The 13447-nt window shown below is 34.0% G+C and carries 9 protein-coding genes; 4 read left to right on the top strand and 5 right to left on the bottom strand.

Annotated elements, in window-relative coordinates; all coding sequences use genetic code 11:
• Positions 1 to 4: 4 nt before the first annotated feature.
• The 3 genes from RC62_RS04320 to RC62_RS04310 all read right to left on the bottom strand — a co-directional run bounded on the left by RC62_RS04320 (position 5) and on the right by RC62_RS04310 (position 6242).
• Positions 5 to 3841, bottom strand: a complete 3837-nt coding sequence (locus RC62_RS04320; RefSeq protein WP_055093007.1) for an HYR domain-containing protein — start codon at positions 3839 to 3841, stop codon at positions 5 to 7.
• A gap of 263 nt (positions 3842 to 4104) precedes the next feature.
• Positions 4105 to 5166, bottom strand: a complete 1062-nt coding sequence (locus RC62_RS04315) for a helix-turn-helix domain-containing protein (RefSeq protein ID WP_055093005.1) — start codon at positions 5164 to 5166, stop codon at positions 4105 to 4107.
• Positions 5167 to 5183: 17 nt separating this feature from the next.
• A complete protein-coding gene (locus RC62_RS04310; RefSeq protein ID WP_055093003.1) occupies positions 5184 to 6242 on the bottom strand; it encodes a helix-turn-helix domain-containing protein in 1059 nt (352 codons plus the stop codon).
• A 213-nt stretch (positions 6243 to 6455) separates the two neighbouring features.
• On the opposite strand from RC62_RS04310, the gene RC62_RS04305 reads away from it, so the two are divergent.
• Entirely contained in the window at positions 6456 to 7610 is a 1155-nt protein-coding gene (locus tag RC62_RS04305; protein WP_055093001.1) for a 5-(carboxyamino)imidazole ribonucleotide synthase, read from the top strand.
• Between the two features lie 75 nt (positions 7611 to 7685).
• Positions 7686 to 8168: a 5-(carboxyamino)imidazole ribonucleotide mutase gene (gene purE / locus RC62_RS04300; RefSeq protein WP_055092999.1), complete on the top strand. Its 483-nt coding sequence runs from the start codon at positions 7686 to 7688 to the stop codon at positions 8166 to 8168.
• Between the two features lie 71 nt (positions 8169 to 8239).
• On the opposite strand, the gene RC62_RS04295 is transcribed toward purE, so the two are convergent.
• On the bottom strand, positions 8240 to 8911 hold the full coding sequence (locus RC62_RS04295) for a hypothetical protein (RefSeq protein ID WP_245176783.1): 672 nt from the start codon (positions 8909 to 8911) through the stop codon (positions 8240 to 8242).
• A 222-nt stretch (positions 8912 to 9133) separates the two neighbouring features.
• On the opposite strand from RC62_RS04295, the gene RC62_RS04290 reads away from it, so the two are divergent.
• Positions 9134 to 11161, top strand: coding sequence for a M3 family metallopeptidase (locus tag RC62_RS04290; protein WP_055092995.1), 2028 nt, complete (start codon positions 9134 to 9136; stop codon positions 11159 to 11161).
• A 234-nt stretch (positions 11162 to 11395) separates the two neighbouring features.
• Positions 11396 to 11944: a vancomycin high temperature exclusion protein gene (locus tag RC62_RS04285; protein WP_245176782.1), complete on the top strand. Its 549-nt coding sequence runs from the start codon at positions 11396 to 11398 to the stop codon at positions 11942 to 11944.
• 93 nt (positions 11945 to 12037) lie between these two features.
• Here RC62_RS04285 and RC62_RS23240 read toward each other — a convergent pair.
• Positions 12038 to 13404, bottom strand: a protein-coding gene (locus RC62_RS23240; protein ID WP_410501010.1) for an IS3 family transposase whose coding sequence is annotated in 2 segments (ribosomal slippage) — positions 12038 to 12936 and positions 12936 to 13404 — 1368 coding nt in all. Because the reading frame shifts where the segments join, the coding sequence is not laid out codon by codon here.
• Between the last annotated feature and the right edge of the window lie 43 nt (positions 13405 to 13447).

Raw genomic sequence — 13447 nt, 5'->3', positions numbered from 1 at the left:
ACAATTACCTGTTAATGTAGATCCAACCTTGCTTGTCTATAGAACCGTTACCATCTAAATCGATTTGATAGTAATATGAGCTAGACTCAGGTAAAGAGCTGGAATTTCCTTTGTAATGTCCATCCCAATCATTTTGGTAATTTCTGGCAACGAATACTTCTGTTCCCCAACGATTGAAAACACGTATTAGTGAGTTAGGATAATTTTCAATGTTAGAAATAATCCAGGTATCATTAATACCATCTCCGTTTGGAGTAAAAGCTTCAGAAATATTCATTTGATCTTTATCACAAGCATCACCTATACCGTTATGGTTGCGATCTTCCTGATAAGGATTAGCTGTAATTGGGCAATTGTCTGATGTATCTGAAATTCCGTCATTGTCATCATCATTATCACAATTATCCGGGATTCCGTCATTATCATTATCTCCAAATTTATTTACAACAGTCACTTTTGCAGTAGCAGTTGCTATATTTCCAGCTTTGTCTTTTACCGTTAACGTAACTGTATTTACACCAACATTTGTACAATTAAAAGAAAGCTTGTCAAGAGTTATTGCAGCAATACCACAATTATCTGAGCTTCCGTTATTAATTTGATTGGCTGTTATTGCAACATTTCCGGATGCATCAAGTTCAACTGTAAGATCCTGAGTTTTTGCAACTGGAAGAACACTCTCTTTAACCGTTACAATTGCAATCTCTGTAGAAATGTTTCCGTTTACATCCTTAACAGTAAGTGTTACTATATTTTCTCCAACATTATTACAGCTAAAAGTATTTGGACTAACCGTAATTGAAGCAATTCCGCAAAGGTCAAAACTTCCATTATCGATTTGAGCAGCTGTTATTGCCGCATTTCCTGTAGTATCAAGCTGAACTGTTAAATCTTTAGTAATTACAGTTGCAGCAATTTTATCCTGAATAGTTACAGTTGCCGTTTTAGACGACACGTTTCCGTATGCATCTGTAGCCGTCAATGTAACAAGGTTTGCACCAATATTTGCACATGTAAATGCATTAGGAGAAACTACTAAAGTTGGAGTTCCGCAAGAAAACGTTGATCCGTTATTAACATCAGCAGGAACAATCGAAGCATTTCCAGATGCATTAAGACCAATCGTGATGTTTTTTGTCAATACGTTTGGTAAAATTTTGTTTTCAATTTTTACGATTGCAGTTGCAGAAGAAGAATTTCCAGATGCATCTGTAGCCGTAAGAGTAACTGTATTGTCACCTATGTTCGCACATGAAAATGTATCTGGTGAAACAGTCCATGTAGTAATTCCACAATTATCAGTTGAATTATCATTAACTTCAGAAGCCTGAATTGTTACGATACCTGTAGCATTAAGCTGAACAGTAATATTTTTTGCTGCAACAGTTGGAGCAATTATATCTTCAACAGTTACAATAGCATCTTTAGTATCAAAATTTCCGCTATTGTCTGTAACTTTTAACTGAACTGTATTTTGTCCAATATTAGCACATGTAAATGAAGTTATATTTAATTCTCTTGTAGCGATTCCGCAATTATCAGATGAGTTATCATCAATATCAGAAGCCTGGATTGTAGCATTTCCTGCTGCATCAAGCTGAACTGTGATATTTTTTACCACAACAATTGGCGCCATTTTATCTTCGACAGTTACAGTAGCTGTAGCTGATGAAACATTACCATGAATATCTGTAACTTCTAAATTAACGGTATTTGCTCCAAGATTTAAACAAGTAAATGAAGATACATCTAATGTTCTTGTATCAATTCCGCAATTATCAGATGAATTATCATCAATATCAGAAACCTGAATTGTTGCAACTCCTAATGCATCAAGTTGAGCTGTAAAATTTTTAGTTACAACAGTTGGCAACTCAGTATCACTAATAGTAATTTTTTGAGTATATGTAGCAAAATTATCAGCAGCATCTTTTGCTGTCCAAATAATATTTGTCACTCCTACAGGATAAGTTCCTGAAGCATCTGCTGTTCCGTTAAAATCATTTATTAAACTCACAACTGCACAATTGTCTGTAGCTGTTGGTGCTGTAACAGTAACTATAGCAGAACAAAGTCCTGCATCTACAGCCTGCGTTTGATCAGCAGCAGCAGTAATTACAGGTTTCTCATTATCTTTTACAGTAATATCAAAAGAACATGAACTTGAATTACCATTTTTATCTGTTGCAGTGTATGTTAAAGTTGTTTTTCCTACCGGAAATACAGATCCTGAAGTTAAGCCTGTTACATCAGTTTGAGAAAGTGCAATTGGAGGTTCTACTAAAGTAATAATTACTTTACCCATTCCTGAATTCTGGCCTCCAACATTAATTTGATTTGCACCAGAATTAAAAGATCCGGCACCACCACCATTTCCACCGCAATTACCATTATATCCAGCAGGACCTCCACCAGCGTAACCGCCGCCACCGCCGCCATAACCGCAGTTATTAGCACCGCCGCCGCCGCCGCCGAAACCGCCGCCGGTTGTAGCTGATTCATTTACACCTCCAACAGCTCCGTTTAAAAATGAAAAACCACCTTTACTTGATCTCGCAAGACCATCTGAACCATTCGTATTAAAACCACCACCACCACCGGCTGCAATACTATTACCTGGACCAATATTACCACCGTTTAGAGCGGTTCCTCCATATCCTCCATAATTCCCATTATTACCTGTTGTCGTTACAGAAGCTTGCTTAGAAGCACTGTCTTGTAGACCATTACCACCACCACCACCGGCAACAATGATAGGATTATTACTAAGGGTAGTAACAAATGATCCACCACCACCACCAGCTCCTTGATTATCAGTTGTGGCTTGACCTTGTTGTCCTACAACAATTTTAATAATATCTCCTGCTGTCAAATCAACTTCTCCACTTATACTGGCACCATTTCCTCCTATAAAATTAGCTGCATTTCCACCAGAAGCTCCTAAAGCCTGAATATTGTACTTTCCGGTTTTAGGAACTGTCCATTCCTGAAAGCCCTGAGTATTTACAACAACAACTCCAGCCCCATACGCAGCATCACATTGCGTCTGAGTTGGACCAAATCTTCCTGTTGCACCCGCATTTGTAAATGTTAAGCCTATTGGTACAGAACTTGTACAATTATCAGTAACTACAGGCTTTGTGAAAGTTACTATAGCGCCACAAATTGCAGGATCGTTATTAACTTCAATATTATTGACACATGTTATTACAGGAGCAAGATCATCTACAACAGTAATAATTGCAGTTGCATAACTTTTATTTCCATCTGTATCCGTAACGATTAAGTTTACGGTATGATCTCCTATATCTTCACAAGTATAACTTATTGAAGATTGAATTACGGCTGTTGAAGGTTGATAAAATGCTTCAACATACAGCAACTTTGGTGTATTAGGACATGGATCGAAATAAAATGTTCCATTATCAGCAAGAATAGTTCCCGAGTTCTGATTAAGCAGCACATTTGACACTATACTTTTACTGTAGGGTGAATCACAAAAACCCAATTGAAAATTACCACAGCTACCAAATGGTGTACCATAACTCGCAAAATTTATTGCAGAAAATATGTAACCTGCCGGTGCAGTAAGATTTAAATTTTGATTTTCATTTACTGTACCGCAAGAAATCCCAACGGTAGAGGTTGTTAACATATAATTATTGATTCCTACATTATCTGTAGAACCATTATCCAGGGCTGAAGCCAAAACAGTCACATTTCCTGCAGCGTCAAGCTTTGCAGTAATGTTTTTTGCTATCGCAACAGGGGGATTTTGAGCGTATATCATATTGCTTAAAAGAAATAGGATACCCGCTAAATAGAGTAGTTTTAATTTCATACTGGTTTGTTTAGATTTATTTACCAGCAAAAATATATTGAAATAAAATCGTCGAATAGCCCATTCGGACACATCAATAGCCCGAAACGACCAACTCTGTCTCGCGCAAAATCAAGCCAAAACAAAAGGGAAATACAAAGAAGATAAACAACTGAATAACAATTAATTAAAATTTTAAAATTTATTTTTTTAATGTTAAAAAAATCACAAAAAAAATAAAAATCCAGAATCAGAAATGAGAAAAAGAAAGAATTTTACAGCGCTTAAAAGCGTATTTCTGAAGGCATTTTTCCAAAACGTTTTTTAAAGTTTGCCGTAAACTTGCTGGAACTCTTATAACCAGTTGCCAAAGCAATATTTTTCATCTGCATATCGGTATTCTGAATCATCTGCATCGCAAGAAGCAATTTCTTTTCTTTATGATATTGCATCATCGAAACACCATGAACAGATTTAAACGTAAGCTTGAGTTTTGTTGCAGACATATTTACTTTTTCAGCAATATATTCTACCCCTAAAAAAGGTTCTGTAATAGTATCTAATAGTAATTTTTCGGCTTTTGCAATCTTTCTGTAATCCGGAGTTTCTGATAGAGCATAATTTCCAATTCGCTGATCTAAGAAAGCATTTTTAAAAAAAGTAGAAATAAGTTGAAATGTTTGTGTCTTTAGAATTGCTTTACTCAACAAATCGTGATTGTTCTTTTCTAAATTAATCAAAATTTCTTTAGATAATTCTGCTGCGTTTGGTACAATATCCTGATACGTAATAAATCCCTTATCTGAATTCAGGAATTTCTTAATTTGATTGTCTTCAGGAAGTGTCTGAAAAGAAAAATTGCGTTCTGCCCATTCCTTACTAAATCCATACAAATAAAATTCGCAAACAGAGCCTTTATAAAAATAAGCACCAACCTCTGTTCCGGGTCTTTTAAATCCCCAATATTTGCTCGAAAAAGGAGTTTTATCAGCAAATGTATTTTGTAGTTTTACTTCACTTTCAAAAACCGAAAATGTAAGTGTATAATAATCAATAGGAAAATCTTCATCATAAATTGCTTTTAGCATCACATTTTTCTTAAAAGTAATACTCGTGGCAATAATCCAGAAACCTTCTTCGATTTCCCGATACCGCATCACCCCTTTAGAAAAAGGATTGTTTCTATAAACTGCCTGTTCTTCTACAACATGTTTAACCGATGGCGAATTGACAATACTTTTTACAATAACCTCAGGGGAATTTGACAAATAAGGCAGCTCAAAAAAACCATCTCTGTAAAAGTTTATATTCTCTTTTATGAATTTAACCCACTTTCCTACGTTCATATCATTCTGCTCAAATCTTAATTTTCTCTAAAAACCGAAGGTAATTCGCTAAATCTTTTCTTAAATGCTGCCGCAAATTTACTCGCGCTTTCATAACCTGTTATCGCTGCAATTATCTGAATTTCGATTTCGGATTTTTGAAGTAATTGTTTTGCAAGAAGCATATTTTTTTCTTTGTGGTATTGCAGCATCGAAAATCCAAATACAATTTTAAAATTCGCTTTTAGTTTTGTTGGGGATGTATTAACCTCTGACGCAATTTTATCTATTCCTAAAAAAGACGATTGTAAATTGTGTAAAATCATTTTCTCTGCCTTTGCCACATTATAATAATCTAAATTGCTCAGCGAAATATTATCTGCAATACGAGTGTCTTCAAAAGAATTATTAAAAAATTCCGTTATTAACTTCATACAGCACTTACGTAATTCTGGTGTGCTTAAATGTATTTTATCTTCAGCTTCTAAGATTTTTGATATTTTTTTTGATAACAAATGAGCTTTTGGAGCTAGATCGAGCCAGGTATAAAATCCTTTTTGAGTATTAAAAAAGCTTTCAAGCACTCCTTTTTTACAGAATTTTCCGGATTTAATATTTTGGTCTACCCATTCCTTATTTATGGCAATGTTAAAAAATTTACCCTCAGTTCCTTTATAAAAATAAGTGGCAACTTCAGTTTCCGGTTTATAAAAAGTCCAGCAAGTACTCAGCAGGATAATATCTTGAGAATCCTTAAAAGGAAATTTATATTCAAAAACAGAAAACGATAATATATAATAGTCTTTTAGATGATCTTTTGTATAGGTAGCTTTTGCAAGGACATTCTCTTTCAGTGCAATATTTGTCTCTAAGATCCAGAAACCTTCTTCGATTTTTCGATAACGCATTTTTCCTTTCCAGAAAGCATTATCAGATGAGATTAATTGCTTTATGGCATTATGCTTAATTACAGGCAATTTTATAAGACTGTCCAACATCACCTGAGGAGAATTAGACAAGTATGGTAATTCGAAAAAATCATCTTTTAAGAGAAAAAGATACTTTTGAATATGTTTTGCCCAATCGTTTGTGGTCATGTAATTTAGTAAATCTACAGCGGTTAAAAATAGGGTCAAACGTACGGAATTCACTCAAACAAAACAACGTTTTCAAACGAGTTATTTTAAAAAAAATTAACATTTTGAAACAATCTTTTTTTTAGTACTATTAATATGAAAAAATTGCAATTCAATACACAATAAATTGGCATTTCTATTTTATAAAGTATCTTTGCAAAAACACAACTACAAATGAATTATTTTTCTTCTGATTTTAAATTAGGAATATTAGGTGGCGGACAATTAGGTAAAATGCTTTTGTCTGACACTCGAAAATTTGACATACAAACTTATGTTTTAGATCCCAGCGACGAAGCTCCAAGTAAAATTGCCTGTAACAAATTCTTTCAGGGTGATTTGATGGATTACGAAACGGTTTACAATTTTGGAAAACAAGTCGATGTTCTGACTTTCGAAATTGAATTGGTCAATCTTGAAGCTTTAACCCAATTAGAAAACGAAGGCGTAAAAGTGTATCCTTCTCCTAAAACTTTAAAAGGAATTCAGAATAAAGGAGTTCAAAAAGATTTTTATACTGAAAGTAAGATTCCAACTGCAGCCTATTTACGATTTGAAAGCCCGGAACATTTACAAAAATCAGTTGGAAACAGCGAAATCACAATTCCATTTGTATGGAAATGTACTGAGTTTGGTTATGATGGAAATGGTGTAAAAATCATTCGTCAGATTTCTGATATGGATGATTTACCAAACGTAGAATGTATTGCTGAAACGATGGTTCCGTTTAAAAATGAATTGGCGGTTATCGTAGTAAGAAATCCATCCGGAGAAATTAAAACATATCCGGTTGTAGAAATGGAATTTCATCCGGAAGCCAATCAGGTAGAATATGTAATTTGCCCTGCCAGAATAGATGAAAAAGTGGCAGAAAAAGCAAGAGCAATTGCACTTAATGTTTCTGAAAAATTCAACCATGTTGGTCTTTTGGCAGTTGAAATGTTTCAAACCAACGAAGATGAAATTTTGGTAAACGAAGTAGCTCCGCGCCCGCACAATTCAGGTCATTATTCTATCGAAGCAAGTTATACATCACAATTCGAAAATCATTTACGCGCGATTCTGGATCTGCCGTTAGGAAACACTGATAGTAAAGTTGCCGGAGTTATGGTAAATTTAGTTGGTGCCGAAGGTTTCTCCGGAGATGTCGTTTACGAAAACATCGAAACTATTTTAGGATGGGATGGTGTTACACCACACATATACGGTAAAAAAGAAACACGTCCTTTCAGAAAAATGGGACACGTAACCATCGTAAATGAAGATATGGTTGAAGCAAGAAGAATTGCTGAGGAAGTTAAGAATACTATTAGAGTAATTAGTATATAGTTTTCAGTAGCATTCACAGTTTTCAGTCTCAAAAAAAACCTGAAACTTTAAACAACAAAACAAACATAAAAACAAATGAGCAAAGTAGCCATCATAATGGGAAGTATCTCTGACATGCCAGTCATGCAGGACGCCATCGACATACTAAAACAATTTAATATTGAAACTGAAGTAGATATCGTTTCGGCACACAGAACACCAGAAAAATTATTCGACTTTAGTAAAAATGCACATACTCGTGGTATTACGGTAATTATTGCCGGAGCCGGAGGAGCTGCACATTTACCAGGAATGGTTGCATCAATGTCGCCACTTCCAGTAATTGGAGTTCCGGTAAAATCTAGTAATTCTATTGATGGTTGGGATTCTGTTTTATCGATTCTTCAAATGCCGGGCGGAGTTCCTGTTGCAACTGTGGCGCTAAACGGAGCAAAAAATGCCGGTATTTTAGCAGCACAAATCATCGGGAGTCATGATAAAAAAGTTCTTCATACTATTATTGCTTATAAAGAAGAACTAAAAGCAGCAGTTAATAAAGCGGCTGAAGGATTGAAATAGTTTTCAGTTTTCAGTCGCAGTTTTCAGTATACACTATGATTGAAACTGCGACTGAAAACTGAAAATTAAAATTATGCTTCTTCTTCGATATCCTCGAGAACAGATTCAAATTCATATTCAATTATATCCTCTTTATTTATCCAGTTTTCTGAAGTAACGAGATTATAATTTACATTATCTTCTGTTGTCAATTCCCAAACAATAGCTTCTGCTTCTGGAAATGGAATATTTTGTGATATTTGATTTTCGAACAATCTTTTGATAAGATTTCTATCAGACAAACCACTATTCAATAATTTCAACACGTTTTCAGCTGTTAACTTTTGTGCATCACCATCTGTTGGAGTCATTGCAAAATGAACAATCGATGCTTTCGCGTTAGGAAACTTTCCATTATATGCTTTAAAAAGTAATTGATTGATGTGAAATAAAGTTCCTTGCATGTCTATTTCTGGATATTCTTCACAAACTTTATCAATTAACATGTTATGAGATATTTGCTCAATTTGCCCATCAGTTAATCGATCACTAAATTTATATCCCAAAACTATTTCGGCAGCTTCATTAGGTTCATAATCAGAGATTGCCATTTCTAACAATTCCGGTAAACTCGCTTTATCAGCTGTTGCCCCATCCGGATAATTGAATTTTTCTAATAACTGAACAAAATCTTCATCAGACCAATATCCTTCTACTTCATTAACCGTATCGATATTCTTTATTACAACTTGATAATTCATCATTTTTCTGTTTTTACAATTTCTGATTAGTATTTTGTATTCTAATCGAATTTTTTCAATTTACGATTTTTAAAACCCTTACCGAAATAAATAACATATCTATAACACAATTTAAGAGGATTTTATGCTGAGAATCGGTTTGGTTTAGAGGATTAGATTTTTATAAATTGCTATCTTTGGAATTCAAAAATTTGACTTCAATTAATAAAAAATAATTACATTATAATGAACGTTCTACTTTCAAAATTCACAACCAAACACAACACAGCTCCTTTTTCGCAAATTAAGATTGAAGATTATCTTCCGGCTTTTCAGGAAGGAATTGCTTTGGCTAAAGCCGAAATCGATGCAATCGTAAACAATCCTGAAGCACCAACTTTTGAAAACACAGTTGTGGCGATGGATTTTACCGGTGACATTTTAGACCGTCTTTCCAGTGTTTTCTTCAATTTGAATTCAGCAGAGACCAGTGACGAAATGCAAAAAATTGCTCAGGAAGTTTCTCCTTTATTATCAGAATTTGGAAATGACATTACATTAAACGCTGCTTTATTTGCTAAAATAAAAACGGTTTACAATCAAAAAGAGACATTAAACCTAAATGCAGAACAAACAACTCTTTTAGATAAAAAATACAAAAGTTTCTCTAGAAATGGTGCGAATCTACCAGAAGATAAAAAAGATAAACTTAGAGAAATTGATAAAGAATTATCAAAACTGAGTTTACAATTTGGCGAAAATGTTCTGGCAGAAACAAATGCTTTCGAATTGCATTTGACTGATGAAAAGGATTTAGCCGGATTACCGGAAGGAACTATCGAAGCGGCAAGATTATTGGCTAAAAGCCAGGAAAAAGAAGGTTGGATTTTTACTTTAGATCATCCAAGTTATATTCCGTTTTTGACTTATGCGGATAATCGTGAATTGCGTAAAAAAATGGCGATTGCCTTTGGCGCAAAAGCATTTCAGAATAACGAATTCGACAATCAGGAAAATGTCTTGGAAATTGCCAAATTACGTTTCGAAAGAGCCAATTTATTAGGATATAAAACTCATGCACATTTTGTTCTGGAAGAAAGAATGGCCGAAAGTCCGGAGAAAGTTTTCTCTTTCCTGAATGATTTATTAGCCAAAGCAAAACCTGCTGCTCAAAAAGAATTTGCCGAATTGACGGCTTTTGCCAAAGAACTGGACGGAATCGAACAATTAGAAAAATGGGATGGTGCTTATTATTCTGAAAAATTAAAACAACAGCTTTTTAATTTAGATGATGAAAAACTAAAACCTTATTTTCAGTTAGAAAAAGTATTGAATGGCGCTTTTACAGTTGCCAAAAAATTATACGGATTAACATTTACCGAAGTTTTTGATATCGATAAATACCATGAAGAAGTTACAACTTATGAAGTAACTGATGCTGATAATAATTTGGTTTCGATTTTCTATGCGGATTTCTTCCCAAGAAAAGGAAAACGAAATGGTGCATGGATGACTTCATTCAAACATCAATCTAAAAAAGACGGCGTAAATGAAAGACCACATATTTCGAACGTTTGTAATTTTACAAAACCAACAGAAACAAAACCGTCGTTATTGACATTTAATGAAGTAACAACTTTATTTCACGAATTTGGTCATGGTTTACACGGCATGTTGGCCAATACAACATACCCAAGCTTATCGGGAACTTCTGTATTTTGGGATTTTGTAGAATTACCAAGCCAGATTATGGAAAACTGGTGTTACGAACCGGAAGCTTTGGCTTTGTTTGCAAATCACTATGAGACAGGAGAAATTATTCCGATTGAATATGTACAGAAAATCAAAGAAAGTGCAAGTTTTCAGGAAGGTTTAGCGACTTTACGTCAGTTGAGTTTTGGATTATTAGATATGGCGTGGCACGGACAAGATCCAACTTCTATTACAGATTTAAAAGCTTTTGAAACGGAACAGTTTGCCAACACACAATTGTATCCTGATGTAAAAGAAAATGCAATGAGTACTGCTTTCTCACATATTTTTCAAGGTGGATATTCTTCCGGGTATTACAGTTACAAATGGGCTGAGGTTCTGGATGCAGATGCTTTTGAATATTTTCAGGAAAACGGTATTTTCAATGCTGAGATTGCAGCAAAATTCAAAGACAATGTACTTTCTAAAGGAGGAACTGAACATCCTATGATTTTATACAAACGTTTTAGAGGTCAGGAACCAAAACCCGAAGCTTTATTAAAAAGAGCAGGGCTTTTATAGATCTTTAGTATATCATATTTAGATTAAACCGAAGTAGCAATACTTCGGTTTTTTAATTTGATTTTGACCGTAAACAAATGTTATTTATCTTCACTACTTTTAAATCATAATCTTATAATCATTTTGAAAAAATATTTTAAAATCTTCCTTTTACTTTTTATCCTTGGATTGGCTGCTATTCTTTCTGTAAATTATTACGTGAAGTCTTCGACTAAAAAGAACATTTATTATTCAATGAAAAAATTCCCAAAGAATGATGTCGGAATTATTTTTGGAGCTGGAATCAGCGGAGATCAGCCGGGCAAATATTTAAAAGATCGACTTGACGCGGGAATTCAATTATACAAATCAAACCGAATAAATAAAATTTTACTTTCTGGTGATAATGGCCAGCAAGCCTATGATGAATTAACGGTAATGAAAAATTACTGTTTTAGAAACGGCGTTGACACAACCAAAATATTTATTGATTATGCCGGATTTGATACTTACTCGACAATGTATCGCGCAAAATATATTTTCAAAATAAAAAAAGCGACTTTAGTATCTCAGGAATATCATTTAAACCGCGCCATTTATATTGGCCAAAAACTTGGGATAAAATGTGTTGGTTATTCTGCAAATGAAGGAGAATATCCAGGATATAAATATGTTACCTTTAGAGAATATGGTTCTATTTTTAAATCCTTTTTTGATGTTTTAAGAAATAGAGAACCGCGCTTTTTAGGAAATTCGATTGATATAAACGGAATTTCTAATTATTCTAAGGAAGACAAACGATAAAAAGATCCGTTTAATTATATCGCTCCGCTGGAGCAGCAAAAAAAGGGCTGACTCGATTTTAGACTGCACCCAAAAGTTTAGACAAATTAATAATTAAGTTTTATAATAATGAGCTCGATATTGTATCGGGCTCATTCCTTTTAGATTAAGTTTAATTCTGTCATTATTATAATAATTTATATACTCAATAATCTCTTGTTTCAATTGATTAATGGAAGTGTATTTTTTAAGATAAAACAACTCTGATTTTAATATTCCAAAGAAGTTTTCAATTATCGCATTATCAAGACAATTACCTTTTCTGGACATGCTCTGCATAATTCCTTTTTTCTTTAATAAATACTGATATTGTGCCATTTGATACTGCCATCCTTGGTCAGAATGCAGAGTCAGATTAGTGTTATCGGGTATTTTTTTAAATGCTTTTTCAAGCATATTTAAAACTTGACTAAACACTGGTCTTTGCGATAATTCATAGCTAATTATCTCTCCATTAAACAGATCGATTATCGACGATAGATACAATTTATTGCCAGAAATATTAAATTCAGTCACATCGGTTGCCCATTTCTGGTTAGGTATATCGGCCTTAAAATTGCGCTGTAGCAGGTTAGGAGCTATCTTTCCGTGCTCTCCTTTATACGATCTGTACTTCTTGATTCTGATTAAACTTTTTAATCCTAAAAATTTCATCAATCGAAGTACTGTTTTGTGATTAATTAAAATCCCCTCTTTTTTGAGTAATAGAGTAATACGTCTGTATCCTAATCTACCCTTATGATAATTGTAAATCTGTTTAATTAAATCTTTTATCTCTTGATATTTATCGATTACCTGACCTTTCTTTTCATAGTAATAATACGTACTTCTAACCATGTTCATACAATTTAGTAAAAGATCTAAATCATACTTATGCCTTAATTCTATTATGGTTTGAGCTTTTTGTTTTGATTGGCTTGCTCGGCTTGAACTAAGGCGTTGAACTTTTTTAGAATTTCGTTCTCAGCGCGCAGGTACTCTAACTCCTTTAAGAGTTCCTCTTCCCTGGTTAAAGGTTTGTCTGTTTTTCGTTGCTTTCTCTTAAAATTCATAACTGCTGGTCTACCACGTGATTTAAGTTCTAAACCTGCCAAATCATCTTTTGCATATTTTCTTTGCCAGCTTATTATGGTTGACTGCGCTGGAATTTTGAAAATCAAGCAGGCTTCATCCAAAGATAAAGACTTATTTTCAATGGTTTGTATCACTTTTAATTTAAAGTCTGCAGTATAAACTTTATTTTTTTGCCTTGGTAAAAGACCTTCAATTCCAAATTCATTATAGCGGCTAATCCAGCATGTAAGGTTGCTTTCGGCTATGTTGTTTGCTCTAGCTGTGCCTTTAACCGAGTTATGTCTTTTTATAACTTCTTCTACACAACGAAGTTTAAATTCACAATTGTACTTGACTTTTCTTTCCATAAAAATGCCCCCAAATAGTGTCTAACTTTTTGGGGGCAGTTCA

Source organism: Flavobacterium aquidurense (assembly GCF_001404985.1).
In the GTDB taxonomy this organism is placed as follows: Bacteria; Bacteroidota; Bacteroidia; order Flavobacteriales; family Flavobacteriaceae; genus Flavobacterium; species Flavobacterium aquidurense_B.
Note: the sequence above shows the minus strand (reverse complement) of the source record. Positions and strands in the feature narration are given on the sequence as shown.

Coding starts and splice junctions, on each gene's coding strand:
- RC62_RS04320 (WP_055093007.1), bottom strand. CDS start 3,841: ATGAAATTAAAACTACTCTATTTAGCGGGTATCCTATTTCTTTTAAGC.
- RC62_RS04315 (WP_055093005.1), bottom strand. CDS start 5,166: ATGAACGTAGGAAAGTGGGTTAAATTCATAAAAGAGAATATAAACTTT.
- RC62_RS04310 (WP_055093003.1), bottom strand. CDS start 6,242: ATGACCACAAACGATTGGGCAAAACATATTCAAAAGTATCTTTTTCTC.
- RC62_RS04305 (WP_055093001.1), top strand. CDS start 6,456: ATGAATTATTTTTCTTCTGATTTTAAATTAGGAATATTAGGTGGCGGA.
- purE (WP_055092999.1), top strand. CDS start 7,686: ATGAGCAAAGTAGCCATCATAATGGGAAGTATCTCTGACATGCCAGTC.
- RC62_RS04295 (WP_245176783.1), bottom strand. CDS start 8,911: ATGATGAATTATCAAGTTGTAATAAAGAATATCGATACGGTTAATGAA.
- RC62_RS04290 (WP_055092995.1), top strand. CDS start 9,134: ATGAACGTTCTACTTTCAAAATTCACAACCAAACACAACACAGCTCCT.
- RC62_RS04285 (WP_245176782.1), top strand. CDS start 11,396: ATGAAAAAATTCCCAAAGAATGATGTCGGAATTATTTTTGGAGCTGGA.